Source organism: Picosynechococcus sp. PCC 7003 (assembly GCF_001693255.1).
Taxonomy (GTDB): domain Bacteria; phylum Cyanobacteriota; class Cyanobacteriia; order Cyanobacteriales; family MRBY01; genus MRBY01.
The window spans coordinates 2,155,715-2,182,481 of the sequence record NZ_CP016474.1 but is presented as its reverse complement, the minus strand read 5'-3'; the positions used below and the strand labels follow the sequence as shown (position 1 = coordinate 2,182,481).

32 protein-coding genes are annotated in these 26,767 nt (G+C 47.3%); 9 read left to right on the top strand and 23 right to left on the bottom strand.

What is annotated here, in order from left to right; translation table 11 throughout:
• Position 1 precedes the first annotated feature (1 nt).
• The gene (locus tag AWQ21_RS10465; protein WP_065714489.1) at positions 2-1,516 is read right to left on the bottom strand and encodes a site-2 protease family protein; all 1,515 of its coding nucleotides are present in this window, start codon (positions 1,514-1,516) and stop codon (positions 2-4) included.
• Positions 1,517-1,677: 161 nt separating this feature from the next.
• On the opposite strand from AWQ21_RS10465, the gene AWQ21_RS10460 reads away from it, so the two are divergent.
• The 6 genes from AWQ21_RS10460 (at position 1,678) to glgA (ending at position 6,932) form a co-directional block, all read left to right on the top strand.
• Entirely contained in the window at positions 1,678-2,343 is a 666-nt protein-coding gene (locus AWQ21_RS10460) for an MBL fold metallo-hydrolase (protein WP_065714488.1), read from the top strand.
• Positions 2,330-2,497 (top strand): hypothetical protein, encoded by a 168-nt coding sequence (locus AWQ21_RS16240; RefSeq protein WP_157094741.1) that lies wholly within the window; start codon positions 2,330-2,332, stop codon positions 2,495-2,497. Before AWQ21_RS10460 ends, AWQ21_RS16240 begins: the two co-directional genes overlap by 14 nt.
• Before the next feature lie 42 nt (positions 2,498-2,539).
• On the top strand, positions 2,540-3,196 hold the full coding sequence (clpP, locus tag AWQ21_RS10455) for an ATP-dependent Clp endopeptidase proteolytic subunit ClpP (protein WP_065714487.1): 657 nt from the start codon (positions 2,540-2,542) through the stop codon (positions 3,194-3,196).
• 42 nt (positions 3,197-3,238) lie between these two features.
• Positions 3,239-4,570: an ATP-dependent protease ATP-binding subunit ClpX gene (gene clpX, locus AWQ21_RS10450; protein WP_065714486.1), complete on the top strand. Its 1,332-nt coding sequence runs from the start codon at positions 3,239-3,241 to the stop codon at positions 4,568-4,570.
• A 5-nt stretch (positions 4,571-4,575) separates the two neighbouring features.
• Positions 4,576-5,424 (top strand): alpha/beta fold hydrolase, encoded by an 849-nt coding sequence (locus tag AWQ21_RS10445; RefSeq protein ID WP_065714485.1) that lies wholly within the window; start codon positions 4,576-4,578, stop codon positions 5,422-5,424.
• Between the two features lie 71 nt (positions 5,425-5,495).
• Entirely contained in the window at positions 5,496-6,932 is a 1,437-nt protein-coding gene (gene glgA, locus AWQ21_RS10440) for a glycogen synthase GlgA (protein ID WP_065714484.1), read from the top strand.
• A gap of 2 nt (positions 6,933-6,934) precedes the next feature.
• Here the strand turns inward: glgA and menD are convergent, their stop codons facing one another.
• Together menD and AWQ21_RS10430 are read right to left on the bottom strand one after the other, a co-directional pair.
• Positions 6,935-8,671: a 2-succinyl-5-enolpyruvyl-6-hydroxy-3-cyclohexene-1-carboxylic-acid synthase gene (gene menD / locus AWQ21_RS10435; protein ID WP_065714483.1), complete on the bottom strand. Its 1,737-nt coding sequence runs from the start codon at positions 8,669-8,671 to the stop codon at positions 6,935-6,937.
• Between the two features lie 80 nt (positions 8,672-8,751).
• A complete protein-coding gene (locus AWQ21_RS10430) occupies positions 8,752-9,159 on the bottom strand; it encodes a hypothetical protein (RefSeq protein ID WP_065714482.1) in 408 nt (135 codons plus the stop codon).
• On the opposite strand from AWQ21_RS10430, the gene AWQ21_RS16650 reads away from it, so the two are divergent.
• Positions 9,158-9,280 carry a hypothetical protein gene (locus AWQ21_RS16650; protein WP_257784279.1) on the top strand — a complete coding sequence of 41 codons (123 nt, stop codon included), beginning with the start codon at positions 9,158-9,160 and terminating at the stop codon, positions 9,278-9,280. The two genes, AWQ21_RS10430 and AWQ21_RS16650, sit on opposite strands and share 2 nt — an antisense overlap.
• 184 nt (positions 9,281-9,464) lie before the next feature.
• Positions 9,465-10,295: an HAD family hydrolase gene (locus AWQ21_RS10425; protein ID WP_232314953.1), complete on the top strand. Its 831-nt coding sequence runs from the start codon at positions 9,465-9,467 to the stop codon at positions 10,293-10,295.
• On the opposite strand, the gene mreD is transcribed toward AWQ21_RS10425, so the two are convergent.
• The 6 genes from mreD to AWQ21_RS10390 all read right to left on the bottom strand — a co-directional run bounded on the left by mreD (position 10,268) and on the right by AWQ21_RS10390 (position 14,545).
• Positions 10,268-10,810: a rod shape-determining protein MreD gene (gene mreD, locus AWQ21_RS10420; RefSeq protein WP_065714480.1), complete on the bottom strand. Its 543-nt coding sequence runs from the start codon at positions 10,808-10,810 to the stop codon at positions 10,268-10,270. The genes AWQ21_RS10425 and mreD overlap by 28 nt on opposite strands.
• A complete protein-coding gene (gene mreC, locus AWQ21_RS10415) occupies positions 10,791-11,591 on the bottom strand; it encodes a rod shape-determining protein MreC (protein WP_065714479.1) in 801 nt (266 codons plus the stop codon). Before mreC ends, mreD begins: the two co-directional genes overlap by 20 nt.
• A gap of 32 nt (positions 11,592-11,623) precedes the next feature.
• A complete protein-coding gene (locus AWQ21_RS10410; protein ID WP_012307139.1) occupies positions 11,624-12,673 on the bottom strand; it encodes a rod shape-determining protein in 1,050 nt (349 codons plus the stop codon).
• A 227-nt stretch (positions 12,674-12,900) separates the two neighbouring features.
• A complete protein-coding gene (locus AWQ21_RS10400; RefSeq protein WP_065714477.1) occupies positions 12,901-13,170 on the bottom strand; it encodes a TIGR02450 family Trp-rich protein in 270 nt (89 codons plus the stop codon).
• Positions 13,171-13,221: 51 nt separating this feature from the next.
• Positions 13,222-14,097 (bottom strand): ABC transporter permease, encoded by an 876-nt coding sequence (locus AWQ21_RS10395; protein WP_065714476.1) that lies wholly within the window; start codon positions 14,095-14,097, stop codon positions 13,222-13,224.
• Complete coding sequence (locus AWQ21_RS10390) at positions 14,087-14,545, bottom strand: hypothetical protein (RefSeq protein WP_065714475.1); 459 nt, start codon at positions 14,543-14,545, stop codon at positions 14,087-14,089. The genes AWQ21_RS10395 and AWQ21_RS10390 overlap by 11 nt, the downstream gene beginning before the upstream one ends.
• Before the next feature lie 153 nt (positions 14,546-14,698).
• Between AWQ21_RS10390 and obgE the strand changes: the two genes are divergently transcribed.
• A complete protein-coding gene (obgE, locus tag AWQ21_RS10385; RefSeq protein ID WP_065714474.1) occupies positions 14,699-15,739 on the top strand; it encodes a GTPase ObgE in 1,041 nt (346 codons plus the stop codon).
• On the opposite strand, the gene AWQ21_RS10380 is transcribed toward obgE, so the two are convergent.
• The 14 genes from AWQ21_RS10380 to AWQ21_RS10320 form a co-directional block, all read right to left on the bottom strand.
• A complete protein-coding gene (locus tag AWQ21_RS10380; protein ID WP_315862182.1) occupies positions 15,727-16,380 on the bottom strand; it encodes a putative colanic acid biosynthesis acetyltransferase in 654 nt (217 codons plus the stop codon). The genes obgE and AWQ21_RS10380 overlap by 13 nt on opposite strands.
• Complete coding sequence (locus tag AWQ21_RS10375; RefSeq protein ID WP_065714473.1) at positions 16,370-16,822, bottom strand: hypothetical protein; 453 nt, start codon at positions 16,820-16,822, stop codon at positions 16,370-16,372. The genes AWQ21_RS10380 and AWQ21_RS10375 overlap by 11 nt, the downstream gene beginning before the upstream one ends.
• A 32-nt stretch (positions 16,823-16,854) precedes the next feature.
• Positions 16,855-17,286 carry a hypothetical protein gene (locus tag AWQ21_RS10370; protein ID WP_065714472.1) on the bottom strand — a complete coding sequence of 144 codons (432 nt, stop codon included), beginning with the start codon at positions 17,284-17,286 and terminating at the stop codon, positions 16,855-16,857.
• Positions 17,280-17,909, bottom strand: a complete 630-nt coding sequence (locus AWQ21_RS10365) for a YdcF family protein (protein ID WP_065714471.1) — start codon at positions 17,907-17,909, stop codon at positions 17,280-17,282. Before AWQ21_RS10365 ends, AWQ21_RS10370 begins: the two co-directional genes overlap by 7 nt.
• A 36-nt stretch (positions 17,910-17,945) precedes the next feature.
• Positions 17,946-18,746, bottom strand: a complete 801-nt coding sequence (locus AWQ21_RS10360; protein WP_065714470.1) for a glycosyltransferase family 2 protein — start codon at positions 18,744-18,746, stop codon at positions 17,946-17,948.
• On the bottom strand, positions 18,739-19,935 hold the full coding sequence (locus AWQ21_RS10355; RefSeq protein ID WP_065714469.1) for a glycosyltransferase: 1,197 nt from the start codon (positions 19,933-19,935) through the stop codon (positions 18,739-18,741). The genes AWQ21_RS10360 and AWQ21_RS10355 overlap by 8 nt, the downstream gene beginning before the upstream one ends.
• Positions 19,936-19,989: 54 nt before the next feature.
• Entirely contained in the window at positions 19,990-20,517 is a 528-nt protein-coding gene (locus tag AWQ21_RS15920) for a hypothetical protein (RefSeq protein WP_071932285.1), read from the bottom strand.
• Between the two features lie 70 nt (positions 20,518-20,587).
• The gene (locus AWQ21_RS16555) at positions 20,588-20,830 is read right to left on the bottom strand and encodes a hypothetical protein (protein ID WP_232314952.1); all 243 of its coding nucleotides are present in this window, start codon (positions 20,828-20,830) and stop codon (positions 20,588-20,590) included.
• 58 nt (positions 20,831-20,888) lie between these two features.
• The gene (locus AWQ21_RS16645) at positions 20,889-21,014 is read right to left on the bottom strand and encodes a hypothetical protein (protein ID WP_257784277.1); all 126 of its coding nucleotides are present in this window, start codon (positions 21,012-21,014) and stop codon (positions 20,889-20,891) included.
• A gap of 67 nt (positions 21,015-21,081) precedes the next feature.
• A complete protein-coding gene (locus AWQ21_RS10340; RefSeq protein WP_315862267.1) occupies positions 21,082-21,480 on the bottom strand; it encodes a glycosyltransferase in 399 nt (132 codons plus the stop codon).
• Between the two features lie 125 nt (positions 21,481-21,605).
• A complete protein-coding gene (locus tag AWQ21_RS10335; protein WP_065714467.1) occupies positions 21,606-22,931 on the bottom strand; it encodes a hypothetical protein in 1,326 nt (441 codons plus the stop codon).
• Between the two features lie 17 nt (positions 22,932-22,948).
• A complete protein-coding gene (locus tag AWQ21_RS10330; protein WP_065714466.1) occupies positions 22,949-24,052 on the bottom strand; it encodes a glycosyltransferase family 4 protein in 1,104 nt (367 codons plus the stop codon).
• A gap of 19 nt (positions 24,053-24,071) precedes the next feature.
• A complete protein-coding gene (locus AWQ21_RS10325) occupies positions 24,072-25,502 on the bottom strand; it encodes an O-antigen polymerase (protein WP_065714465.1) in 1,431 nt (476 codons plus the stop codon).
• 26 nt (positions 25,503-25,528) lie between these two features.
• Positions 25,529-26,767 (bottom strand): glycosyltransferase family 4 protein, encoded by a 1,239-nt coding sequence (locus AWQ21_RS10320; protein ID WP_065714464.1) that lies wholly within the window; start codon positions 26,765-26,767, stop codon positions 25,529-25,531.

Sequence of the window (26,767 nt, the reverse complement as noted above, 5' to 3'; positions counted from 1 at the left end):
CCTAGAAATTCAGCCAATTACTCAGACCAGCGGGTAACGGCAGAAAAATCAACGCCACAAAAACCAAGGTAACCATCCCTAACAGATCACGGCGATTATCCAAATCCGTTACATCGTTGAGGGCGGGTTGGTTCGCGATGGGCATCAGCAGGGCGAAAATCGCCAGGAAGAGAAAATTTGGCTGCACAAAGGCGATCGCAATCATACAAATCCGCGTTACCTGGGCAATAATCCCCGCCGTCCGCTGGCCGAAAACAGCATGGGTCATCAAACCACCATCCAATTGACCAATGGGTAAGAGTTGCAAGCCCCCCAACATCAGGGCCACATAACCGGCGATCGCCACCGGGTGTAAATCCAGGGCCATATCTGGGGTGAACTGACTCCCCAAAGCCAAACGACTCATCAGGCCCAGAAGGAGGGAAAACCTCGGATTAAATTCATTAAAGGCCAACAGCGTTGATTCTTCTGGCAAGGGCACCACTTGAGAAAGGCCCAGGCCCACCCATAAGCAAGGCAGGGTCAGGAGCATCCCGATCCAGGAACCCGCCACCGCAAAATCAAATAGGGCTTGGCGATGGGGAATAGGGGATTTCCGCTGGGTATAGGCTCCTAGGGTACCGATAAAGAAAGGAATGGGGACGAAATAGGGGAGCGTCGTCTTAATTTTGTAATAGGCTGCTGCGCCATAATGGCCCAATTCATGGCAGCCGAGAATCCCCACCAAGAGCAGACCATAGGGTAAACCCTGCCAAAGAATACTTGGATTTTGTTGGATGACATCCGGGGCCACCCCCTGCAATTCCAAACCCATTACGGTGGTGGTAAACAAAGTAATCAAGGCCAAGGCGATCGCCAAATCTGGGCGCGTGAGGGGTTCCTCTTGCTTTTGGGACTGCTGGACCACTTTCCATGGGTTGGGGACGAGGGCAAAAAACGGTTGACCCCGGAGACTTTCCTGGAAGACCACAATAAAGCGATCGCCAAAAAGTTGTTCAATGTTGTCCCGAATTGTTTTGTAGGCTTCCTGGGGGACTGCGCGCAGTTTGCCCCGACAGAGGATCGCCTGGGGATAGTAATCAATATTCTGGAGATAATAAACCCCCCAAGGGAAACAATCCCGGAGCGCTTTTTCTTCCTTGGTGCTAATGGGGCGGAGCTTAGAGTCTTCCTTTTTCAGGGCAGCAGCTTGGTCTAATTTTTCTAAATCCAGGCTTGGGGTCTGGGGCGCAGTCGGTGGCGAGCTGGGATCCGCAGATTCGTCGGGTTTGGGTTTCCCCCAGTCCAATAAACTCCAATACATAAACGGCGAAAGGATCAACAGCGGCAACATCACCAACAGGGGCATTGGTTGGGTGGCCCCAAAAATCAAAATCCAAACCAGCCAGGCGGAAGCAGGCAACATCATCACCAGCCAGAGTAAGCCCAATGGTGCTTTATTTTCCGGCGGTACAGTGCGGCGAATGAGGGCGTAGGTCAATACCCCCATAACAAAGAAAAGCAGCCAAACTTCCATGAACTTTCAATTGAATCCTTGCTAAAAAATGTGTGGCACAAGCAAAATAATTGCCCCTGCTTTGTGGCGATCGCCCCTAGCGGGAAAATTGTCGAAACCTCACCCCAATGCAACAATGGTAGCGACTGTTTAACATTTCAACATGAGTAGGGACTCCCCCCGTGCAGACTCCCCCCAAACCGCCCCGCAACCTTTTTGAAGACATCTACGCCTTCGCTCCCAATCGAGAGACCCTCGGTGGCACAGCCTACTTTATCGCAAAACCCGGTGGTGGTCTGTTGGTTGATTGCCCCCCCTGGCACCCAGAGACCCTCAACTTTTTGCAGGCCCAGGGCGGCGTCAAAACCCTCTACATCACCCAGCGGGCCGCCATTAGCAACCAAGTCGCCAAGATTCAACAGGCCCTCGGTTGTGCCATTGTGATCCAGGAGCAAGAAGCCTACCTGATGCCAGAGGCCGACGTGACTCCCTTTCGGGATGATTGGCAAGAAGGCGATTTTCGGGGGATTTGGACACCAGGGTTTTCTCCCGGTGCTTCCTGTCTCTATTATGACCAACTGGGGGGCTGTCTGTTTACAGGGCGGCATCTCCTCCCCAATCAAAAGGGCGAAATTCTCGCCCTGCGCACCGCCAAAACCTTCCACTGGGGCCGCCAACTCAAGGGCATTGAAAAGCTAATCGAAACCTTTAAAAGTCAGCCCCTGGAATATCTCCTGCCCGCTGCAAATACGGGTTTTCTCCGGGGAACGGGTTATCTGGCGGGGGCTTACCCAAAATTACAACAGGCGATCGCCCTGTCCCAGGCCCAACCCCTTGTGCATCTCTAAAGCCCTTCATCTCGGTGAAATTAACCCAGAGGCGATCGCCCTTTGCCCATGGCTCCCATCTCAGGCAATGCGACTATATAATAAAGGCTATGTGGAAAATCATGGCCTAACCTTACCCAGCGATCCTGAAGGTCTGCCCTTGAATTTTCCCTGATTTTTTCCCTGTCCATCCCCAAAACATTAGCATCGAGCTTCCATGGTTCAATCAACTACCTCCTATCAACACCTTTCTAGCCAAGCCGTCCCCTACAGCTATTCCATGGGCGGGGCGGTGGTGCCGATGGTTGTCGAACAATCTGGCATGGGAGAACGGGCCTTCGATATTTACTCCCGCCTGCTACGGGAACGGATTGTGTTCCTCGGTACCGCCATTGATGACACCGTTGCTGATTCTGTGGTGGCCCAGTTGCTCTTTTTAGACGCTGAGGATGCCGATAAAGATATCCAACTCTATATCAATTCTCCCGGTGGTTCCGTTTACGCGGGGATGGCGATCTACGACACCATGCAACAGATTCGCCCCAATGTGGTGACCATTTGCTACGGCATCGCTGCCAGTATGGGGGCCTTTCTCCTATCGGGGGGCACCAAGGGTAAGCGGATGGCCCTCCCCAGTTCCCGGATTATGATTCACCAGCCCCTCGGCGGCGCCCAGGGCCAAGCGGTGGATATCGAAATTCAAGCCAAGGAAATCCTCTACATCAAAGATAAATTAAATACATTGATCGCCGACCATACGGGTCAACCCTTTGATAAGGTGGCAGAAGATACCGAGCGGGACTTCTATATGTCCGCCGAAGAGGCTTGCCAGTATGGTTTGATCGACAAAGTGATCGCCCCGAACGCTGCTTAACTCCCATCGCTCACGTTATCCATAGGCCCTACTTCAAAACCCATGTCTAAATACGACTCCCATCTCAAATGCTCCTTTTGTGGTAAGTCCCAAGAACAGGTGAGAAAGCTCATCGCCGGGCCGGGGGTCTATATTTGTGATGAATGTGTCGAGTTGTGTAATGAAATCCTCGATGAGGAGCTCATGGAAAATGCAGCGGGCATGGGCATGGGGCGATCGCCAGAGAAAAATCCCCCCAAGGATCCCCCCGAAAAGATCAACTTTGAAGATATCCCCAAACCCAGGGAAATTAAGCATTACCTCGATGAGCACGTCATCGGTCAAGACGAAGCGAAAAAAGTCCTTTCCGTGGCTGTCTATAACCATTACAAGCGCCTGAGTTTGATGGAAGAGGACGACGCCAATCCCATCGCCGACGGCATTGAACTCCACAAATCTAATATTCTCTTGATTGGGCCGACGGGATGCGGTAAAACCCTCCTCGCCCAGACCCTCGCGAAGATCCTTGATGTACCCTTTGCGGTGGCTGATGCCACGACCCTCACCGAGGCAGGCTATGTGGGAGAAGATGTCGAAAATATCCTTCTGCGCCTTTTGCAGGTGGCCGATCTCGATGTGGCAGAAGCCCAGCGGGGAATTATCTACATTGACGAAATCGATAAAATTGCCCGCAAAAGTGAAAACCCCTCCATTACCCGTGACGTGTCGGGAGAAGGGGTACAACAAGCCCTGTTGAAAATGCTGGAAGGCACTGTCGCCAATGTGCCGCCCCAGGGAGGCCGAAAGCACCCGTACCAGGACTGCATTCAAATTGATACCCGCAACATTTTATTTATTTGTGGTGGGGCCTTTGTGGGTCTCGATAAGGTGATCGAGCGGCGGGTCGGCAAAAAAAGTATGGGCTTTGTGCGGCCTGGGGAAGAGGGCAGCGCCAAGGAACAACGCACTGCTGAATTACTCCAGCATCTTTCTCCAGAGGATCTCGTTAAGTACGGGATGATTCCAGAGTTTATTGGGCGGATTCCGGTGATTGCTTCTTTGAGTCCCTTAGATGAGGAAGCTCTGGTGGAAATTTTGACCCAACCGAAAAATGCCCTCGTCAAGCAGTACAAAAAACTCCTGAAGATGGACAGCGTGCAGTTGGAGTTTGAACCCACCGCCATCCGGGCGATCGCCCAGGAAGCTTACCGCCGCAAGACGGGAGCCAGGGCGCTACGGGGCATTGTCGAAGAATTAATGCTCGATGTGATGTACGAACTGCCTTCCCGTAAGGATGTCAACCGCTGCACGATTACGCCAGAAATGGTCGAAAAACGCTCCACAGCTGAGTTGCTACTACATCCGTCCTCCTTACCCAAACCGGAATCCGCTTAGGGACAATGGCGATCGCCCAGGTGCGGGGAGTCCCCCACTATTACGAATGGATTTGTCGCGGGGGCCGCGATCTCCACAAACCCACGATGCTATTTGTCCATGGTTGGGGGGGATCAAGTCACTATTGGCGCAGCACTGCCACGGCCTTCAGTGAACATTTCAATTGTCTGATCTATGACCTGCGGGGCTTTGGTCGTTCTGAGCTTCCCGTCGATTACAGCGGCGACTATGCCCTAGACGATTATGCTCTAGATCTAGAGGCACTGCTGCGGCAGTTAGACATCAACGACAAAATTATCCTCAATGCCCATTCCATGGGGGCTTCGATCGGGGCGATTTTTGCAGAGCAGTTCCCCCAGCGCCTAGACCGGGCGATTTTGAACTGCAACGGGATTTTTGAATATGATGCCCGCGCCTTTGGCACTTTCCAGAAAATTGCTGGCACCATCGTACGCTTACGGTTCCCTTGGTTACGCCAGGTGCCGGGAATGGATCGCTTGGCGATCGCCCGTTTTTTGCAGCAACCGATTTCACCAACAGAACGGCGGCAATTCCTGGATGATTTTTTAAAGGCTGATAATCGCGCCGCTGCAGGTACTCTACTGGCTTCGGTCAATGAAATGATGGTGACCCGTTTACCCCAAGCACTCCGCAATATCCAGTGTCCGACCCTACTCCTCGCCGGGGAAAAAGATCAAATTATTCCGGCAGCCATGGCGAAAAGGGCGATCGCCCTTAACCCAAACTTTCAATACATTGAAATTCCCCAGGTGGGACACTTCCCGATGCTCGAAAATCCCCACCTCTACCAAGCGGAAATCCAGCAATTTCTCAGGGACAAAATTCCCGGATAGTATTTATTCTTGGGATCCCTCAAAGAATGATACGCTCTAACAGAACATCAAAAATTGACGAGAAAATTCTGATGCGTATTTTGTTTGTTTCTGCCGAGGCTGCTCCCATCGCTAAAGCTGGAGGCATGGGAGATGTGGTGGGATCACTGCCTAAAGTTTTACGGCAGTTAGGACATGACGCGAGAATTTTCTTACCCTATTACGGCTTTCTCAACGACAAACTCGACATCCCTGCAGAACCCGTTTGGTGGGGCAGTGCGATGTTCAATACGTTTGCCGTTTATGAAACCGTATTACCCAACACCGATGTGCCCCTTTATCTGTTTGGCCATCCCGCCTTTGACGGACGACATATCTATGGCGGGCAGGATGAATTTTGGCGCTTTACCTTTTTTGCCAATGGGGCCGCCGAATTTATGTGGAACCACTGGAAACCCCAGATCACCCACTGTCACGACTGGCACACAGGCATGATCCCGGTGTGGATGCACCAATCTCCGGATATTAGCACGGTGTTTACGATCCATAACTTGGCCTACCAGGGGCCTTGGCGGGGTTTCTTGGAGCGCAATACTTGGTGTCCTTGGTATATGGATGGTGATAATGTGATGGCCTCGGCGCTGATGTTCGCCGATCAAGTGAATACCGTATCTCCCACCTATGCCCGACAAATCCAAACCAAAGTCTACGGTGAAAAATTAGAGGGTTTATTGTCTTGGATCAGCGGCAAAAGTCGTGGCATCGTTAACGGCATTGACGTAGAACTTTATAACCCTTCCAATGACCAGGCCCTGGTGAAGCAATTTTCGACCACTAATCTTGAGGATCGGGCCGCCAACAAAGTAATCATCCAGGAAGAAACGGGACTAGAGGTCAACTCTAAGGCATTTTTGATGGCAATGGTCACCCGCTTAGTGGAACAAAAAGGGATTGATCTGCTGCTGAATATCCTGGAGCAGTTTATGGCCTACACTGACGCCCAGTTAATTGTCCTCGGCACTGGCGATCGCCACTACGAAACCCAACTCTGGCAAACCGCCTACCGCTTTAAGGGACGGATGTCCGTACAACTGCTGTATAACGATGCCCTCTCCCGCCGCATCTATGCGGGTTCCGATGTGTTTTTGATGCCGTCGCGCTTTGAGCCCTGTGGCATTAGTCAAATGATGGCGATGCGCTATGGTTCCGTGCCCATTGTGCGGCGCACCGGGGGTTTGGTCGATACGGTCTCCTTCCATGATCCCATTGCCCAAACCGGGACAGGCTTTAGCTTTGATCGCTACGAACCCCTGGATATGTACACCTGCATGGTGCGGGCCTGGGAAAGTTTCCGCTACAAAAAAGACTGGGCCGAACTGCAAAAACGGGGAATGAGCCACGACTTTAGCTGGTACAAATCTGCCGGAGAATACCTCAAGATGTACCGCCAAAGCATTAAAGAAGCCCCGGAATTAACGACCGATGAAGCGGAAAAAATTACCTATTTAGTGAAAAAGCACGCCATTTAGTGTCAGCTAGCTGAAAAACTCTGGCATAGCTCTTTTAGCCAAGCAATGTCTTGGTGACGGTCTGTTCTAATTTCCAGTAATTGCACGCCCTGGGTCGGTAAATTTTCGCAGGCTTGAATCAATTCTGTTTTTGTGCGAATGGTTTGGTACTGAACACCATATAAATCACATAGTTGAGAAAAATGAACCGTTTGGGGCGTCGCAAAATAATCCTCAAAAATATCTTTTTCCCCGGCAATCGGTAACATTTCAAAGATGCCGCCACCTTGATTATTGATCACAATAATGGTGAGAGAACCAGTAAATTTTGATAATGTCAAAAAACCATTAGTGTCGTGGAGGAGCGCCAGATCTCCCGTGAGCAAGACACAGGGAGAATGATTCTCTGCAACACCCAAAGCCGTCGAAAGGGTGCCATCAATGCCATTAGCTCCTCGGTTGAAGTAGGGCAAAATTTGCTTGTCATTTAACTGCCAGAAAAATTCGCCATAGCGAACCACCATACTATTGGCGAAAAAAATAGCTGTTTGCTCTGGTAACGCTCTGGCTAAACAGTAGGCGATCGCCGCTTCGTTGAGATTTTGTTCTGCCTGGAAAACCGCTACCAGTTTCGTGCGAATTTTTGCTTCCTGGGTCTGCCACAGATCGAAATAGGGCAAACCTTTTTCGTTGTCGGAAAAGATCCCCAAATATTTCAGGGTACGGAGATTAACGGCCAGATGTTGGTGGGGACGATGGAGGGGGTCAAAGTTATCGGCCCGCTCACTCAAGATGTAAGTTTGAATCTGTTGTGCTTCAAGCCAGGCCCGGAGAATTTTACTGGTGGGTAAGGCGCCAATTTGAATCACAATTTCCGGCTTGAGGGTTTCCGCCAGTTTTTGATCCCGCAGAATAAAATCGTAGGTGGTCACTAAACCCTGGGGAAAATAATGGGCGTAGTTTCGCACAGGGGAGAGGGCTTCAGCTAAAATCGGAAAACTCAAATACCCAGACAACTGGGCGATCGCCGCCGCATAATCATCAGGATCACTGGGCTGATCCACCCCAGCAACAATTAGCCCCCGGGAATAATTTTTCCAGACTTCTGTGGGCAAAATATCCGAGGAAAATTCTGCCTTTTCCTGGGGCTGAATCCCGGCAAAAAAATCCGCCTTGATAACCTGTTTGAGGTGCGTGACTGAATCATTGGGAGTCGGCGCAAGGGGATCTCGAAAGGGACAATTGAGATGCACGACGCCCTTTTGGGGAAATTGCGATCGCCGCCAAGCTTGCACTATCGTTTGCCGGGCATAGCGCAACATTTCAACGGTGCCCAAAGGCGTCGCCATTTCACTAAACCACTGGGCGAAAGTCCCAAATAGCTTGATCTGATCAATGGTTTGCCCCGAATGACAATCCCGCAATTCTGGGGGGCGATCGCCCGTGAGAATAATCAAAGGCACGGCACTTTGGTAGGCTTCAATCACCGCCGGATAAAAATTAGCCCCCGCTGTCCCGGAGGTACAAACCAGCACCGTCGGTAAACCAGAACTTTTCGCCAAACCCAGGGCAAAAAATGCCGCCGACCGTTCATCTAAAATGGGGATCGTTTTAATTTTTGGGTGACGGGCTAGGGCAACGGTGAGGGGCGTAGAGCGTGAACCGGGACAAATCACCGCCGAGCGCAAGCCTAAACGAACGAGGGTTTCTACCATCACACCTGCCCAAAGACTATTCAGATTACTAAAATCTAGACCCATACCTGTCGTGCTGAATTATGTTCCCAAATCGCCCAGGATACAATTAAAGCACTGATTTTCGGTAGTCTCGAAAGCTTCGTTTAAGATGCAGTCGGATTTTTGGCGCGGGCTTCGAGATCTGCAAGGGTTTGCAAGACTAAACGTTTTGCCTCTAGTTGCCAGCCCCACCGTTGAATTTGGATGGCTGCGGGCAGGGCGATCGCCGGGGCAAGGAAATCTAAAGGCTGCTGGAGGGAAATGCCGAACAGTAAACCTAAGCCCGCAATTCCCCAAAAAGGTAAAGCCACCGTCTGTCGATTTTCCAGTACCATTTTGCCGAAAAATCCCTGGGGCATCTGGGCTAAAAGTTCGTCCTTGATCTGCTGCTGTTGTCGGGGATTCAACATAAACGCAAATTTACGGCGCAACTTTTCAATCTTGCGGGCGTCGGTACTGTATTCTGTTAGTTCATTTTCCGCCATCTGAATCAGTTTCTCTAGCTGAGCCATGGTGCTTTGGGCCTCTATCCTTAAAAATCTCTGTTTATTGTGGCATTCCCTGGGATTTTTCCTCCGGCCCCAAAAAGGCGATCGCCATCACTATTCAGTATCCTTTATGATCAACCCTTAATCTTTTCATCATTCCGACGGTTTTTTCTACCGCTGTTTCGATAAAAATTTGCTATTGTAAAGAAAGTTTAAGTAAGTTATCCAAATTTATAACAAGTCTACAAATCACCAATAAATGTGTGACGCAGACAACAAAACCGCAAAAGTAAATCATGCTAAAGATAGAGCATTGACACAGAAGCACCATGAGTATCCCAGGCTTGTTCCAGAGAACCGCTGCCCGCTTGCAAACTATGAAATCTCCCACCGCAAGACGTCTCCGTTTGACGCTATTTTGTGACTTCGATGGGCCACTGGTCGATGTTTCGGAGCGATACTATGGTACCTACCAAGCGGCTCTCCAGTATACTCAGCAGATTTACGCCCAACAGGGCATCCCTATTCCCCTCAAATACCTCGGCAAAGACCAATTTTGGCAAATGAAGCGCCAACGGGTCAGTGATATTGAAATTGCCATGCAGTCCGGGCTCCAGGAAGAGCAAATCGCCTTTTTCCTTGACCATGTCCGCACAATCGTCAACGACGAATCATTACTCCACCTCGACAAGATGCAGGGGGGCGTGAACTGGTCTTTGGCCTTGCTTCATTCCTATGGAGTAAAACTAGTACTAGTGACGCTTCGGGAAGAACAGCAGGTGCGCAAAATGCTCGACCAATATGGCCTGAAGCGCTTATTTAGTGGCATCTACGGCAGCGACGATCGCCACACGGCCTATGTAAATAATGTAGATGTGAAAACAGCCCTCCTTAAGGAAGCGATCGCCGAACAGGGAGAACTAAGCGACCAATGGCTAATGGTCGGGGATACCGAAGCTGACATCATTGCTGCAAAAAATATGAACATTCCGGCGATCGCCGTGACCTGCGGCATTCGTGATACGGCCTACCTCGAAACCTATCAGCCCGATCATTATTGCAGCGATCTGCTGTCTGTCGCCCATTTCCTGGCGGAACGCTATGGTCATTCCCCCAAGCCCCAGGGCCATCACTACTGCCTGTCGAGCATTCTCACATAATCCCACCAACGCACTAGGGGCGTACAAAGCAGCGGTGCCCATAGGCTGCTCAAAATCGCCGTCGCTAGGCCGATCCGTTGCAGTTCACCCCAGATCATCCCCGGAGAACCCAATCCCCAAAGCAGATATTGAAACGCCATAATCACTTCTGCAGCTAGGGTCATCACAAAAACCAGCAGCGCCAGGATAATAAAGTCTTCTTGGAGATAGCGTTGTTGTCGCCAGCGGGACACAAAATAGGCGACTACCACGAAGCCTGGGAGATGGGAGGGCAAGGCAGTGACCATTAAACTGTCATGGATCCAAGCAGCGGCGATCGCCCCCAAGAGGGCATAAATCATCTCCCGCTTCACACTCCAAGCAATCACCCACATCAAGAGCCACTGGGGACTAAAACCCAGAATCGTCATCCCAGGGATGCGGAGTAACAAGAGCTGGGTACACAGCAGCAGTGAGCCAAGGGTCACCAAAGCATTTATCCAGGGCAAGGCCCCTCTAGGGAGTTTGCGAAACATCTTGCTCCGGTTGCAGCTCAAAATTCAAAGGCTTCGGCTCAAAAGGGGCAACCAAGACCCACTCCAATGACCCAAGCGGAACCGTTAGCTCCACCGTCGCGATGGGGGCTGGCCCCGCATTGAAATCAATTGCCGCAATGCGACCAATGGGGAGACCCGGCGCGTAGAGGGTACTGAGATTTGAAGTGGTGACCATATCCCCTACCTTGACATCCGGTACTTTCTCATAGAAAACCATCTGGGCCTGTTGGGGATCGTTCTGGCCCCGGAGATAGCCTTGGAAACGGCTCCGGGACAACATCACACCGACTTGTTGGTTGAGATCACTGACTAGCGCGACGCGACTACTATGGGGGGTAACTTGCACCACTCTGCCCACCAACCCACCGATGCCGGTCACGGTGTCCCCAATTTTGATCCCGGCTTGACTTCCCTGACCGATGATAATCTGCTGCCACCAAGCATCGGCACTGCGACCAATCACTGGGGCGGCGATCGCCTCTGTTTGGAGCGTCTGGCGATAATCCAATAAATCTTGTAGCTGTTGGTTCTGGGCTTCGAGTTCCTCGACCCGATTTTGCAGTTCCCGCAGCTTACTATTCTGGAGCAAAATTTCCGTTTCAGCGGCAGTGAGATTGCCTTGACGCCGGAAGAAAAGCCCATAAAATTCTTGAATTGCGCTCCCCTGGGTCTGGCGCAAAAATAAAGCAGCCGAAAGGCCAACCCCGATAAAAACCAAGGTCATCCCATAGCGTTGCCACCAACGGCGGAACATTAACATTCACTCAAAAAAACGATGTGATCCATCCTAGGCTATTCGTAACGAGTATGGCTCTTAAATACCCGCTCCATATCCTTATCTTTGAAGTTTTCCAACACACGGCCTGTGCCTAAAGCAACACAGCTTTCGGCATTTGCCGCCACATGGGTAACAATGCCCGTTTCGTGACTGATTAGGGTATCGAGTCCCTTTAGTAGGGCACCACCACCGGCGAGCATAATCCCCCGGTCAATAATATCAGCGGCTAATTCCGGCGGAATCCGCTCAAGGGTGCGCTTCACGGCTTCAACAATGATCGAGAGCGGTTCGGACATGCTCTCACGGATTTCAGGGGCCTTGATGGTGACGGTGCGGGGTAAGCCGGAAAGTAAATGTAAGCCGCGCACTTCCATGATCGGCTCTTCTTCATCGGTGGGATAAGCAGACCCCAGTTGAATTTTGATATCTTCGGCGGTGCGTTCCCCAATGACCAAATTGTGGACTTTCTTCATATAGAGCATAATCGAGTCGCTGAGTTCATCCCCTGCAACCCGTACTGATTCGCTCAAAACAGTGCCCTGTAAGCTCAAAACAGCCACTTCTGTGGTACCACCACCGATATCAATGATCATGTTGCCGGTGGGTTCAGAAACAGGTAATCCCGCACCAATGGCGGCGGCAACGGGTTCATCAATGAGATAGACATCACTGGCTCCAGCTTCTTTGGCCGCTTCTTCGACGGCCCGCCGCTCTACCCCCGTAACGCCACTGGGGATCCCGATTACCATCCGGGGACGAATCAGGGGGTTACGGTTATCGTGGACGCGTTTAATAAAGTGCTTCAGCATTGCCTCAGCGGTGTCAAAGTCCGCAATCACGCCATCCCGAAGAGGGCGAATGGCAATGACATTGTCGGGGGTACGCCCTAACATTCGCTTTGCTTCTAGGCCAACGGCCAGGACTTCTTGGTTATTTTTGTTGATGGCCACAACAGACGGCTCTTGGAGAACAATCCCTTTACCAGAGACGTATACAAGGGTATTGGCGGTACCGAGATCGATACCCATGTCCCGTGAAAATGAAAAGCGACTAAATAAACCCACTTGTACGCTGACCCCTTATCTGCTGTGTGTTGAGCTGGTTTCGAACCTTGAACACATTTACATGATGATGAACATCGATGTCTTGTGTCGGCGGATCTTTAGCGAAAATTATAACTTTTGGATTTTATTATGTTTGTTCACCGGCGTCTAGCGTCCATGGACAGCTCCTGTGGGGATCAAGATTCCAAGGCGATCGCCCATTTCCCAGCGAATTTCATGGGCCATGATTAATCTTGCCAAAATGGGACTTCGGGGGGCTGATTCATCTCTTCGAGGGTTTTCCAGCCCGCTTCCCAGAGTTTTTGATCTTTTAGTTGTTTGGCATTGATCCAAAATCGGGTGTCAGGGTCACAGGAGGAAACCAATTCGGCAAACACCCATTTCCCCTCATTGCGACGGTTCATCACCTGAAAGTGACGCCAACCAAACGTCTTTTGGGTTGCAGTCCATTTAGACCCAAGGAGATGGGGAAAGCGTTGTTTTTGTTTCTTCGCCATGGCTGAATTTATGGTCTCTCACGCCTTGAAATCGGGGTCGTTTATTCTAGCTTAGTGGGAGGAGCTTTTCGGATCAAAGGCATCCCGGAGGCCATCACCAAGGTAATTTAAACTGAGCACCGTCAGAAAAATCGCTAACCCAGGAAATAGCGCCATGTGGGGGGCTGTGGTGACGAAATTTTGGGCATCGTAAAGCATCCGTCCCCAAGTTGGAATGTCCGGTGGAAACCCTAAACCGAGGAAACTGAGGGTCGATTCGGTGATGATTGCATTGCTCACGGACAGGGTGGCGGCGACGGCAATAAGGCTGACCAAATTCGGCAGAAGATGTGTCCTGAGGGTGCGGAGGGGATTGGCCCCCATGGCCTGGGCGGCGGTCACAAATTCTCGGTTTTTGAGGGTTAAGCATTGGGCACGGACTAACCGGGCGATCGCCATCCAATTCAGACTCCCAATCACCAGCACCACAAGGAGAAAGGTGCCCCATTCTGCTCCGGCGATCGCCCGCAGGGATTCCCGAAACAGATAGACCACCAGGAGTAACACCGGGAGTTGGGGGAGGGACAAAAACAGATCCGTCAAGCGCATCAACAGTTGATCGAGCCAGCCACCATAAAAGCCGGCGATCGCCCCGATGACAGAGCCTAAACTAATCGCTACGGCCATCGCTGCCAGCCCGACCGTTAGGGAAACCTTTCCTCCGAATAACACCCTCGCCAATTGATCCTGGCCGAGATCATCGGTGCCAAAGGGATGCTCCCAACTCGGCGCAAGGGCACTTCTAGCAAAGTCAATGCCATCGATGGGGGTCTGATAAATCAGCGGTAGACCAAAAATGAGTAAGGCGATCGCCCCCAGAACGATCCCCCCAAGCACTGCCAAACGATTGCGGCGAAACCGTTGCCAACTGCGCGTCTTATTCCACATCCTCGTTATCGTAATAGAAAGGACGAACGCGGGACGTGAACCCAGACGCCTTGAATTTTTTCAGTTGGAGGGGTTCCGGTTGGTTGGCGGCGACCGATACCGGAATTTGAAACTCACTAATCCCCGGTGGCACTTCTAAAATCGTGCCGACACGACCGCGATTCTCAAAGGTCGGTGAACCATTCGCATCATAAATACGACCAAATACATCCGCATCAACAATATATTTACCCGATGTGTTTGTCGCTTTGCCTTTAATCATGAAACAGTTTGCATCCTCATTGGAGCCACTGGTCACAATCCCCTGCATTTCCGCTGGACAGCGCTCATAACTTAAATCGGACAACTGAATCGGGGTGAGGGCCAAGGCTTGGCTAAAGGGGAATAGTCCCAAACAAAGCCATAAACATCCCGTGAGAAAGCTTACGATGATGCTGCGTCGTTCCATGGATTTCCTTCAATGTCGAAAATTTCCTCTAGCATAACAATTCTATTTTTTTCCCAAGACTTTCACCAGATGACAGTTCCAATCCAGCGCATCAGATAGCGAAAAAGCAGAGTATAATAACTGATTGCCCAAAATCACCAGATTCTGTTTCCCATGCAATTTATTGACCACGCTGAAATTGAAGTTATCGCCGGAAAAGGGGGAGATGGAATTGTTGCCTTTCGTCGCGAGAAATATGTGCCTGCCGGTGGGCCGGCGGGAGGTAATGGCGGCTGGGGTGGCTCGGTGATCTTCCGGGCAGAAGAAAACCTCCAAACCCTCCTCGATTTTCGCTATGCCCGTACCTTTAAAGCCCAGGACGGCGAACGGGGCGGCCCCAACAACTGCACTGGCGCTTCTGGGGAAGATCTGATTGTGGATGTGCCCTGTGGCACGGTGATTTACGACCGAGAAACCGACGAAGAAATTGGTGATTTAGTCTTCCATGGGCAAACCTTCTGCGTCGCCAAGGGCGGTAAGGGAGGACTAGGCAACAAACATTTTCTCAGTAATAAAAACCGCGCGCCAGAATATGCCCTCCCCGGCCTGGAAGGAGAAATCAAGCAACTACGTCTAGAACTAAAATTACTGGCGGAAGTGGGCATTATTGGCCTCCCCAATGCCGGGAAATCGACCTTGATCTCTGCGCTGTCAGCGGCCCGGCCTAAAATCGGTGCCTATCCGTTTACGACTCTAATCCCCAATTTAGGGGTGGTGAAACGACCGACGGGGGACGGTACGGTCTTTGCGGACATTCCGGGGTTAATTGAGGGGGCGCACCAAGGAGTGGGCTTGGGTCACGAGTTTTTGCGCCACATCGAGCGTACAAAGGTTTTGGTGCATCTCGTTGATCTCAATGCAGAAGATCCGATCAAAAATTACGAAACGATCCAGGGGGAATTAGAAGCCTATGGTCGCGGTTTGCCAGAACTTCCCCAGATCATTGCCCTCAATAAACTCGATGCCGGCGATCGCGAATTTGCTGATTTCATCACAGAAGAATTGCGGCAGCTGACCGACGACAAAATTCTGACCATTTCGGCGGTATCCCGAACAGGCTTGGAACAGTTACTACAGGAAATTTGGGACATTTTAGATCATCTCAAAGAGCTAGGCCGGAATGAAGTAGCGGAAAACCTCAGTCATGGATCTTGAACGTCTTCGCCTTTCATCTGAATGATGCGGGGTTTGAGGGCGATCGCCGGATTGCCACCATAGATAGTCATCGGGTCGAGCGATCGCACCGCAACGCTTCCTAGACAAAGCACAGCCCCTTCACCGATGGTGACACCGGGAGCAATGCTGCTCCGAGCCCCCAACCAACTACCCTGTTCAATGTGGATAGAGTGGGTGATTAGTTTAAAGGTGGGGTCGCTCCAATCGTGGTTGCCGGTGCAGAGATAGACCTCTTGAGAAATACAAACGTGGTCAGCAAGGGTGATTGGCGCCAGATTATCAAACCAAGTGTTTTCGCCGATCCAGCAATGGTCACCGATGGTCAGTCGCCAGGGAAATTTAACGCGCACGCCGGGTTTAATGCGCACCCCTTGACCGATGGTGGCACCAAAGCGGCGCAATACCCAAACTTTAAAGGAGGATAGGGGCATTAACCGAGTTCGCACCAAAACGTCACCGATGAAAAACCATAAGAGTTGCCGCAGAAATGAGGCGCCGGGAGTGTAGCCTCCGGTGGTGTAGCGGTCGAGGTGGATAAAACTCACAGCAGAAATTAAGGGTGGGGGTGGTGCCGGGACTATTGATGAAAACAAAAAGGCGATCGCCTTTTTAATCACCATATTCCTGGAGGAAACTGAGGAAATCGGCTAGGGCTGCTCTGGTGTCTGGGCTAGGGGCAAGTTGATGCCGTGTTTGGAGAAGGAAGAATCGATTTTGGATTCGAGCACGGCCAGCCGCTCGTTCTCTTTCTTGAGCTGCTCGGTCTCGTTCTCGATCTGCTTTCGCTCGTTCTTCGTCCGCAAGATCATCGCGTCGAGTTTCGCGTTCTCTTGCTTCAATCTCTCGGTTTCGGCTTTGATTTCCAGCGTGCCACTCAAGGCCGAGATTAGCCAGGAGAGCCGCTGTCCCCAATGCGAACGCCAGGAAGCTCCACTGAAGGATGGTGAGGGGGAGGAGTTGGATTGGGATGGTGTCGGTGTCGGCATAAAACCTCAGGAGGGCGGCAACGGCATAGAGAAAGGTGGTGAGGCCACGGGGCAATAGGGCCAGAAAACTCGTCATGTTTTCATTTTACTCAGGGGGCGATCGCCTTTTTAATCTCCATATTCCTGAAGGAAACTGAGGAAATCGGCTAGGGCTGCTTCGGTTTCTCGGCTAGGGGCAAGTTGATGCCGTGTCTGGAGAAGGAAGAATCGATTTTGGATTCGAGCACGGCGAGCCGCTCGTTCTCTTTCTTCAGCTGCTCGGTTTCTTTCTTGGTTTGCAAGATCATCGCGTCGAGTTTCGCGTTCTCTTGCTTCAATCTCTCGGTTTCGGCTTTGATTTCCAGCGTGCCACTCAAGGCCGAGATTAGCCAGGAGAGCCGCTGTCCCCAATGCGAACGCCAGGAAGCTCCATTGGAGGATAGTGAGGGGGATGAGTTGGATTGGGGTGGTGTCGGTGTCGGCATAAAACCTCAGGAGGGCAGCAACGGCATAGAGAAAGGTGGTGAGGCCACGGGGCAATAGGGCCAGAAGGCTTACCATTGTTCCATTGTAACTTTTGCTGATTTAGTTATTTGTTCGAGGTTGTGAGAATTCAACTGGGAATGCAGGCTGGCCCCGGTGCGGCCGGTGATGATCCAGAGGATTGAGCGCCCAATGTCCCGGGACACATGCCACAGGGTTTCGTTGGGCTGATTGGAGGGAATGGGGACAGGTGTCGTGATGATGCCGCGACTGCCGAAAACAAAGAAGGCGATCGCCTGGGCGCGACGCATGTGAAAGTCCGAGGTGATCAGGTAAACGTGCTGGATCTGGCGATCGCCAAAGTCTTTAACGAGGGTGGTGAAGTTGGTGACGGTATCCACAGCGCGATAATCGAGGTGAATGCGATTTTCAGGAATAGCGGCATGTTGGAAGATAGCTTTGGCTTGGGGCGCGGGAATGCCTGATGAGATCCAGACGTCTAAGGCTGGGTGCTGTTGGGCAAAGTTAGCGGCAAATTCTTCCCGACCTAAACCGCCGCCAAGGGTCAGGATGGCTTGGGGTGTTGGAGATTGAATCTGTGCCAAAATTAAGCGGACAGGAATGAACCCAATGAGCAAAATTAGGGTCATGAGGGCAAAGACCACCAACAGTTTGCGGTAGATTTTTGGGTGGAGAGGCATCAAATTTTAGCTGATAAAGATGGTCAGCAGGCCGCTCTAGTCTAGCTTTTGCGGGGCTTGAGTCGTCGTAGATGGGTCAAACAGTTCGGCTTCGATGAGGCGTAGGCTGAGCAGGGTTTCGGCAAAGACGCGCTGAAAGGCATAGTACCAACCGTGCCAACCGTCGAAAATGCCGCCTTTAAGGATAAGGCAATAGAAGAAGATGATGATAGGCGCGAGGATTTTTCGCTTACGAATGCGATCGCCCCAACTCAATTCTGATAGAGGAGTTTCCTGAAGCTTTTTAACTTCGAGCACCATATAGCGCTCCTGAGCCCAGAGCCAACGGCTGAGCGGTTTGCGATCATCGTGATGAATGGGGTTTGATAAGGACTTAGATTGCCCTTTGACCACTAAAAGCTGGGTATGTCCATCGTCAATGTAATGTGACCGTGTTTTACGAAAGAGGGCTTGACGAGGGGGAAGAATGGTTCCGCGCAATGGTTTTCCAAACACGCAATATTTGAAGGGAACAAAATAACCGTCAATCTCTGGGGAGGGAGACAGGGTTTTTAGTTCAGTAATGAGGGCATCGGTTAGGACATAATCGGCATCAAGGGAAAGTACCCATTCAGATTGGACCTGTTCAAGGCCAAAATTCCATTGGTTAGCGTGGGTGTCAAACTTTCGCTGAATGGTTTCGACTGGCGGATAAGTGTTCAGAATGTCGAGGGTTGTATCGGTGCTAAAGCTATCAATGACGACGATGCGACTGGCCCACTGGAGCTGTTGCAGGGTGCGCTCGATATTTGGGGCTTCGTTATAGGTGAGGATCAGTGGTGTGATTGACTCAAGCATGGAAATGGGGCAAGGGTTGGTTCTGGATAATGGCGTTGTATATCTCGACTAAATTAGTGGCAATGTTGTCCCAAGTGTAGTTTTCAAAAATAAACTGGCGCGCGCGATCGCCTATTTTCTTCGTCATATCCGGTTGATTTAAACAGGTACAAATCGCAGTGGCGATCGCCGCCTCGTCCATCTCTGGAACAATCCCAAGATCCTGTTGTTTAACAACTACTGAGAGGGCAACGCCAGGTGTAACGACACAGGGAAGTCCTGCGGCAAGGGCTTCTAGCACGGCAACGCCAAAGTTTTCAGAGTAAGACGTGAGGGCAAATAGATCAGCGCCTTGCAAGAGTAGATCTTTTTTTTCTCCTTCGATGAAACCCAGCATTCGAGTGCGATCGCCGATTCCCGACTGTTGAAGACAAGCATGAATTTCATTTTCATGATTGGGATCACCACTGCCAGCAATGACAAAGGTAAATCGTTGATCTACCAGTCGTGCTAGAGCCTGGATCAGAATTTCTAGGCCCTTCTTTGGATGAATCCGAGACAAAAATAGAACAATAGGTTCATCATCAGGTAAATGCAGCCATTGGCGAAGCTGAAGGGAAGCAGAGGCAACCTTTGGGGCAATTGTTAAACCGTGGGGAATAATAACCTCCGGTGCTTTTAGCCCTAACTCTTGCGCTTCATCATATTCAGCCTTAGTCGTAAAGTGAATCGCCTTAGCTTGATTCAGATTTGCTTGTTCGATGATCCTTAAATAAAACTGTTTTTTGCGCTGGCTCTGTTGGAGTGACCATTGGCAAAGTTGCCCAAGAGGACGAACGATGTAAGGCACGTTTTTCAAGCGGGCGATCGCCATGGTAGCGGTCGATGTGTAGGAAAAAATGGCATGGACATGAAGCAGGTCATAGTAATCAATGTTTTGCCAAAGCCAACGGGTAAAGGAGGCAGAAAAGGCGAATTCCCGAATCGCACTAATCTTAGGAGAAAATCTCGTAAAAAATCTGACGGGAACTCCTTGATATTCTTGTAATTCTGTTAACGGCACATCTAGCAATGTTTCTCCGTTATCGTTGGTGGTCGCAATTGTGACTTCACAATTTGCATTCTGGAGGCTTTTGACCATTTCAATCACTGCTTTACTTGGCCCACCTCTCACAGCGGCGATCGAGGGAATAATGTGTAAAACCTTCATGTTTTAAGGTCGGAGAACTTGACGGATTTGTAATGTTTTTGGTGAAAGCGAGACTTATTCCCCATATTCCTGGAGGAAGCTGAGGAAATCTACTAGGGCTGCTCTGGTGTCTGGGCTAGGGGCAAGTTGATGCCGTGTTTGGAGAAGGAAGAATCGATTTTGGATTCGAGCACGGCCAGCCGCTCGTTCTCTTTCTTGGTTTGCAAGATCATCGCGTCGAGTTTCGCGATCGCTTGCTCGTCTTCTATCTTTCTCTGCTCGTATTCTCTCTTCCTCTGCTCGTATTCTCTCTTCCTCTGCTCGTCTTCTATCTTTCTCTGCTCGTAGTCTTTCCTCTTCTGTTCGTCTTCTTGCTTCATCTGCCTGAGCTCGGCTTCGATTTCCAGTGTGCCACTCAAGGCCGAGATTAGCCAGGAGAGCCGCTGTCCCCAACGTGAACGCCAGGAAGCTCCACTGAAGGATGGTGAGGGGGAGGAATTGGATTGGGGTGGTGTCGGTGTCGGCATAGAACCTCAGGAGAGCAGCAACGGCATAGAGAAAGGTGGTGAGGGTACGGGGCAGTAGGGCCAGAAAACTCGTCATGTTTTCATTTTACTCAAGGGGCGATCGCCTACCTATTCCCCATATTCCTGGAGGAAGCTGAGGAAATCGGCTAAGGCTGCTCGGGTGTCTGGGCTAGGGGTAAGTTGATGCCGTGTTTGGAGAAGGAAGAATCGATTTTGGATTCGAGCACGGCCAGCCGCTCGTTCTCTTTCTTCAGCTGCTCGGTTTCTTTCTTGGTTTGCAAGATCATCGCGTCGAGTTTCGCGATCGCTTGTTCGTCTTCTTTCTTCCTCTGCTCGTAGTCTTTCATCTTCTGCTTGTGCGCGGCTTCGATTTCCAGTGTGCCACTCAAGGCCGAGATTAGCCAGGAGAGCCGCTGTCCCCAACGCGAACGCCAGGAAGCTCCACGGTCAGATGGTGAGGGGGAGGAATTGGATTGGGGTGGTGTCGGTGTCGGCATAGAACCTCAGGAGGGCAGCAACGGCATAGAGAAAGGTGGTGAGGGTACGGGGCAGCAGCGCCAGGAAGCTTACCATAGTTTTATTGTAACCTGCGCCAATCTAGCCATTTGTTTGAAATGACTCAGCAAAATCTTCATGTTAATTATGAAAATTGAGTGGACAAAAGTTGCGCTAAATTTTGCTTGAATTGCTCAAAGCCGTAGATTTCAATGACTGTTTGCCGGAGAGTCTCTGGTTGATAGAGAATTGGCAAAGGATAGGTTTTTTGCAGAATTTCTGTAATTACAGTGCTAATTTCTGTGAGATCGTCAGGGTCCACTAAAACTCCCAGTTCGCCATTGCATAGGGCGTCGATCGCCCCGTCTTGATTGCCACCAATAGTCGGTTTTCCGCAGGCCAGGGCTTCTAGGTAAACGATGCCAAAGCCTTCCCCTTTACTGGGCACGGCGAAAACATCACAGAGATTATAGTGATCAGCCAGTTCTTCATCGGGGATAAAGCCAGCTAGAGTAACGTAATTTTCCGAGTTTAAATCCTTAATCGTTATTTTTGACGCAGGATAGTCAAAATAATGGGATGATCAGGACTTAAGTCATGAAGCCATATTTTCTAGTAGATGTTAGGGCTTTGTGAAAATTCAAAATTATCAAAGGTATTTTTGAAATCTTATTTTTCTCTAATGAGTCGCTTATTTTTTCCTGCAACTGTCATTTCAAGAGCTTCAACATTCTCTATTAAGGTTTTTTCTAGTCGAGGATTAATTTCCTGTAAACGTCTTCTGATTTCTTTTATTTCTTCTGGGATTAACGGAGAACTTGAAACATAATTCAACTTTATTGTACAGTCTTTTGATTGAATAATTTGATAGTCTGTAATTCGTTTTATTCCTTTGATTGCTTGCATAAAAGCTGAAGTAGCAATCGAGATGGAACTACCATCATCCAAGATGATGAAATCATTGGTGCGCCCAATTATCTTGTCAAACGTATGAACAAATGGAGAACGAAGTTCATTCGTAATGAGCATATCTCCAATTTCATATCTAATCAAAGGAAAGCATTTTGGATATAGTGTAGTTAAAAGGATTTCATGTTGATCAGGCTGATACTTGTTTTTCTTTACCTCTATTAAGTAATCTCTCCAAAAAACGTGAAATATATTTTGGGGAGTTTGATGAGCAATATTTCCTGTTTCAACAGCCCCATATTCCATTGCTACAGGACATCCAAAAGTATCAGAAATAACTTGTATACTATCAGTTCTAGGAAAACATTCAGATGTACCAATTGCAACCTTTAATTTTAATTGATGAAATTCTGATTTTCGGTGTGCATTCACACGAGCAAATCGATCAAGTACTCCAGAATATGCAAGGATATAGTTTGCCTTAAAATCAATTAGTTTCTGACCAGCTTCTTCTAAAGCTTCCGTAGTTAAATTATATGCAGATATACGGTAATATCCCAACAATCTATCTTTTATCATTCTTTTTCTGGAATTAACCCAGCCTTGAACGCCATTCCCCAATAAATGACTATGGCCCCAGATTAAAAACAATTTATCGGCTGGGGTGACATTATACCAACTTCTTGCATACCAACGATTCGCTTCATCATACTTGACTTCTGAATTCCATGATGGCAAACTAATTGGCTCAGAAGTTGATCCTCCGGTTGTTAAAAATAAGTCTGTTTTTTTTGACTGATCTATTAATTGATCATAATGATTTTGTATTACTTTTCTTGTCATTATGGGCATTAATTCTTGAAATTCTTGCCATGAAGAAAAAGATCTAGGTAATTTTTGATTTTCGATAAGATTAAAAAAATAGGAAACGTTTTGCTGAATATTTTGCCAATTATAATTAAACTGATCTAATTGCCAATTAAGAATATCATTGGAGGTTAAATCAACATTATATAATTCTTGATTTTTTTTTACCATAGGTATTAAATCAATATTTCTTAAATAGCGAATGTAATTCAAAATCATTTTTCTTCTCCATTTAATTAAAAATTAGTAAAATATTTAATGGTTTTCACAACATATTCTTGGAATTTATCTAGACCATCATTAAGAGAATGCTCACTGATACTTTGTTTAGCTGAGTCACTATAATTGTCTAATTTCTCTGTTGAAAGCTCGATCGCACTCCTCATAGCTTGATATAAACAATCTTCATTTCCTGCTTCTATTAACCAACCATTATATCCATTCTGAATAAACTGTAAAGCCGAACCTGTTTTATCTGTACCAATGACAGGAAGCCCACTAGCTAAAGCCTCTGGTACAACTAATCCCCAACCATCATACCGAGAGGGAAAACAAAAAATGTCTGCTTGTTGATAAAATTCTGGTAACTTTTCCCATGGTTGAAACCCTAAAAATTTAACTTGATTACTATATGGGGATAATTGTTGTTCCAATTTTTGTCTTAAATCTCCTTCCCCCAATAAAATCAGCTCTATATGGTCAAATTCTTTGGCTAATCGGGCAAAAGCTGAAGCTAACAAATCGACTCCTTTACGATGAATTAATGAACCAGAAAAAAGAAACTTGAGAGTGTCTCTTTGCTTAAATTTGCCTTCATTTAATGCCACAAATCGATCGAGATTAGAAAAATAAGGAAAATTAAAATATAATCTTTGATTCCCAAACTCTTTTTTATACCTTTCCACAGCCCAATTACCAATTCCCCAAATTGGTGCATTTGACCTGTGCAATATATTTAATTTCCAGTAACGATAGATTTTTCCCAACCAACTAAAGCGACGATAATTATACCCCGGTGGTTCGCCCCAAAAACACCAAGGCTTTTTACTTTTATGTCGATCTCTCATGATTTTTAAGACCTCTGGATGTTGATAGTATCCAAAAATAATTAGATCAAAATCACTGGCTGAATTTCTTAATTGTTGATATTTATCGAAATTATTATCTAAAATGATATGATTATGATTTAAAGATTCATTTTTCCATTTTCTATTAGGACTTTGACCTTGAATATAGGCGATCGTCAAATCCAAATCTATTTGCTCGACAATAAAGTTAAATAATTCTACTTGATAAGGTGAAGGTATATCTGTAAAAATCAACACTTTGATTGAGTTCATGAATCTAGTTTTAGTTATTTTAGTCAGTGATTTCCATGTTTTTCTGCTGTCTTAATACAACAACATTGGCAATTAAAACCCAGGCTATCAAGGCATAACTCATTAAAACCAAATCTAGCATGGAGCGTATTCCAGCAAATAAAGTCATAGAAGATAGAGAATAAACTAATCTTGCAGAATTCTGTTCTTTTAAAAGCAAAGGACTGGTCATTTTTGCTAATATGCCATACAAGCAACCTCCAATGAAAACAAATATATATCCCCAAGTTAGGTATAATTCTCCTATTACAGAAGAAGATAAAGACACTCCACTTTTACCGACAGCACTCGTTAAATCAAAGCCAGCATCGATAGGTTTACTAGGCCAAAAAACTCGAGGAATAGGGCGAACTATCACATATACTATCTGTTTATGATAGACAAAAGAATATTTCGCAGGAACAAGATCAATAATTTGTGAAAGACGGAGAAAATTATCGTCGACATGCAGCTTATCTCTTCTTAATTCAATTTTTCCCGTGTTATATATTTGTTGAAACCCAACACCTCTATATTCCACCATAAGTTGCATAAAAAATAATAGCAATCCTGTCATTGATAGGGCAAGAAAAAAGTGCCATATTTTTACCTTTTTTAATTGAATAAATCCGTAAATTAAAGCTGAACCGATTACTACTCCGATAATTCTTCTTCCTCCTCCGTGACTAAGAAAAGCCACCATAATCACGGATAAGATAATAGAAAAAATTACTTGAAAATTTAGTTTTTTATATTGCAAAAAGAGTATTAAATTTAGCGTTGGCAATAAATAACCGAAATAACTTAAATGATCTAAAAAAGCGTCCCATCCTCCCAACATTCCTCTACTCCAAGGGGCATTCCAGCGACTTTGTCCCACATAAAATAACATTGTCATGGGATTAAATCCACAGGCATAAGCATATTTGAAAATTCCCAAAGAGAAAAAAATCAGAATTAGTTTAAAAGTAATTTTTTCATCTAAGGAATAATTAGTAGATTTCAATAATGGTTGGGGTAATTGCCATGATTTAGAATTAGAAGCCAACCAAACACCACTCACAAAAAGTGCGATCGCAATAAAAGCGCCTTCAATGCCTTCTCGACTCACAGGAACTAAGTCATAACTGCCCTGTAATAAATCTAGTAGTAACCAATAAATGGGAGATAAAACTAAAATATTTTCAATTCTTAAAATCGTTTGAGGATTACGAAAAAAACCCAAAATCGGTGGAAAGGCAATACCAATAGTCAAAGCCACCGCCGAATCAAATAACGCCCCGGCTGGAAAGGGATCTATGGGCATTAAGGATAAAGCGGAGATTGCACCAATCCAAACACTTACTATTCCCAAAGTAGGATAAATAGGGTATTTTTCTCGTAAAAGACTATCACTTGGATTTTTAGGATGTGGAGAAGATAAGATCGTCATTAACTAACTAATTAAGTTTGATGTTTTTATTCTAAAGTTATTTTTGATAATTCTTTTTGTAAATTCACCAGACTGAAGTTTTCAAAATAATTTTGTGCATTGTTAGCAAAGTTTTGTAATTCTTGTGGATTATCAAGGCAAAACTTTAAGGCTTGAGCAATAGTTTCCCCTGTAACCTCAGACAAAACTAAACCATTAACGCCATGGTTAACCACCTCTCCGCAATATTGAGAGGCAATAATCGGTAATTGCCATGATTGGGCTTCCAGTTGTGTTAACCCAAAACCATCGGATAAGGTAGGAAAAATAAAAACATCCGCCTCTTGATAATACTGGGCGGTGATACTACGAGGCACTGAACCAATCCATTTTACATTAGGATACTCTTCTCGGCTCGGTTTCTTAATTCCTAAAGAACCAACGATAATAAATTTGATCGGTTGATCTTTCAATAATTGAACTGCTTGAAGTAAATAAAAAATACCTTTATTTAATACAACATTTCCTAAGAAAAGAACTTTCAAAGGACGATGATGAGAAAAGCTAATAGGATATTGTCTTTGAGATGATATGTTTTTTTGTGATCTTTCATAAGCCAGAGGAATTATCTTAACTTTATTTTGATCAATTCCCGCTTCGTGTAAAGCTGTACTTGACCATTTAGAATTAACGATGATCTGATCTGCTAAGGTACATTCTTGATACCATTTTTCCCAATAACAAGATGGTGCTTTCTTTGTATAAGATTCATATTCAGAATATTTATTGTATTCTTGTAAAACGATTTTCTCATGAGTAATACCCGGATCTATTTGTCCTAAAATAGTTTTCCATCCTTGAGATTTAGCATAACGAAAAATATCTAAGGCGGCGTAACTATAAGCGAAAAGATAAGGTTGATGATCAAGATGAGATAAGACTTTATGTTGTTGTTTCAATAAGTTAACTGTTTTTTCTTGAAACCATTGATTTCTAGCGATGATTTTTTCCCAACCTTCTTTTTTTTCTAATTTTTGCCTGATTTCAAAAGCGATTAATGAATTGGTAAAACTCCAGACTCTAACTTCAGATAAATCAGGGTGAAATCTTTCGGTGAGGTTTTGTAAACGTTTAATGGGTAATTTATTCCATATAGAAGTCGGCGTAACCCAGCTATCAGTAATTAGAGATATTAATTGATTGGACTTGGCTAAGGTTCTAGGTATCGCATAATGTTCTCTAGCTCCTATTTGACAACAAATCCAAGAGGATAAATTTTCTGTCAT

Bases quoted from the DNA above. Each gene is read 5' to 3' on its own strand.
- AWQ21_RS10465 (WP_065714489.1), bottom strand. From the start codon at position 1,516: ATGGAAGTTTGGCTGCTTTTCTTTGTTATGGGGGTATTGACCTACGCC.
- clpP (WP_065714487.1), top strand. From the start codon at position 2,540: ATGGTTCAATCAACTACCTCCTATCAACACCTTTCTAGCCAAGCCGTC.
- clpX (WP_065714486.1), top strand. From the start codon at position 3,239: ATGTCTAAATACGACTCCCATCTCAAATGCTCCTTTTGTGGTAAGTCC.
- AWQ21_RS10445 (WP_065714485.1), top strand. From the start codon at position 4,576: ATGGCGATCGCCCAGGTGCGGGGAGTCCCCCACTATTACGAATGGATT.
- glgA (WP_065714484.1), top strand. From the start codon at position 5,496: ATGCGTATTTTGTTTGTTTCTGCCGAGGCTGCTCCCATCGCTAAAGCT.
- menD (WP_065714483.1), bottom strand. From the start codon at position 8,671: ATGGGTCTAGATTTTAGTAATCTGAATAGTCTTTGGGCAGGTGTGATG.
- AWQ21_RS16650 (WP_257784279.1), top strand. From the start codon at position 9,158: ATGGTGCTTTGGGCCTCTATCCTTAAAAATCTCTGTTTATTGTGGCAT.
- AWQ21_RS10430 (WP_065714482.1), bottom strand. From the start codon at position 9,159: ATGGCTCAGCTAGAGAAACTGATTCAGATGGCGGAAAATGAACTAACA.
- AWQ21_RS10425 (WP_232314953.1), top strand. From the start codon at position 9,465: ATGAGTATCCCAGGCTTGTTCCAGAGAACCGCTGCCCGCTTGCAAACT.
- mreD (WP_065714480.1), bottom strand. From the start codon at position 10,810: ATGTTTCGCAAACTCCCTAGAGGGGCCTTGCCCTGGATAAATGCTTTG.
- mreC (WP_065714479.1), bottom strand. From the start codon at position 11,591: ATGTTAATGTTCCGCCGTTGGTGGCAACGCTATGGGATGACCTTGGTT.
- AWQ21_RS10400 (WP_065714477.1), bottom strand. From the start codon at position 13,170: ATGGCGAAGAAACAAAAACAACGCTTTCCCCATCTCCTTGGGTCTAAA.
- AWQ21_RS10395 (WP_065714476.1), bottom strand. From the start codon at position 14,097: ATGTGGAATAAGACGCGCAGTTGGCAACGGTTTCGCCGCAATCGTTTG.
- AWQ21_RS10390 (WP_065714475.1), bottom strand. From the start codon at position 14,545: ATGGAACGACGCAGCATCATCGTAAGCTTTCTCACGGGATGTTTATGG.
- obgE (WP_065714474.1), top strand. From the start codon at position 14,699: ATGCAATTTATTGACCACGCTGAAATTGAAGTTATCGCCGGAAAAGGG.
- AWQ21_RS10380 (WP_315862182.1), bottom strand. From the start codon at position 16,380: ATGGTGATTAAAAAGGCGATCGCCTTTTTGTTTTCATCAATAGTCCCG.
- AWQ21_RS10375 (WP_065714473.1), bottom strand. From the start codon at position 16,822: ATGACGAGTTTTCTGGCCCTATTGCCCCGTGGCCTCACCACCTTTCTC.
- AWQ21_RS10370 (WP_065714472.1), bottom strand. From the start codon at position 17,286: ATGGTAAGCCTTCTGGCCCTATTGCCCCGTGGCCTCACCACCTTTCTC.
- AWQ21_RS10365 (WP_065714471.1), bottom strand. From the start codon at position 17,909: ATGCCTCTCCACCCAAAAATCTACCGCAAACTGTTGGTGGTCTTTGCC.
- AWQ21_RS10360 (WP_065714470.1), bottom strand. From the start codon at position 18,746: ATGCTTGAGTCAATCACACCACTGATCCTCACCTATAACGAAGCCCCA.
- AWQ21_RS10355 (WP_065714469.1), bottom strand. From the start codon at position 19,935: ATGAAGGTTTTACACATTATTCCCTCGATCGCCGCTGTGAGAGGTGGG.
- AWQ21_RS15920 (WP_071932285.1), bottom strand. From the start codon at position 20,517: ATGACGAGTTTTCTGGCCCTACTGCCCCGTACCCTCACCACCTTTCTC.
- AWQ21_RS16645 (WP_257784277.1), bottom strand. From the start codon at position 21,014: ATGGTAAGCTTCCTGGCGCTGCTGCCCCGTACCCTCACCACCTTTCTC.
- AWQ21_RS10335 (WP_065714467.1), bottom strand. From the start codon at position 22,931: ATGATTTTGAATTACATTCGCTATTTAAGAAATATTGATTTAATACCT.
- AWQ21_RS10330 (WP_065714466.1), bottom strand. From the start codon at position 24,052: ATGAACTCAATCAAAGTGTTGATTTTTACAGATATACCTTCACCTTAT.
- AWQ21_RS10325 (WP_065714465.1), bottom strand. From the start codon at position 25,502: ATGACGATCTTATCTTCTCCACATCCTAAAAATCCAAGTGATAGTCTT.
- AWQ21_RS10320 (WP_065714464.1), bottom strand. From the start codon at position 26,767: ATGACAGAAAATTTATCCTCTTGGATTTGTTGTCAAATAGGAGCTAGA.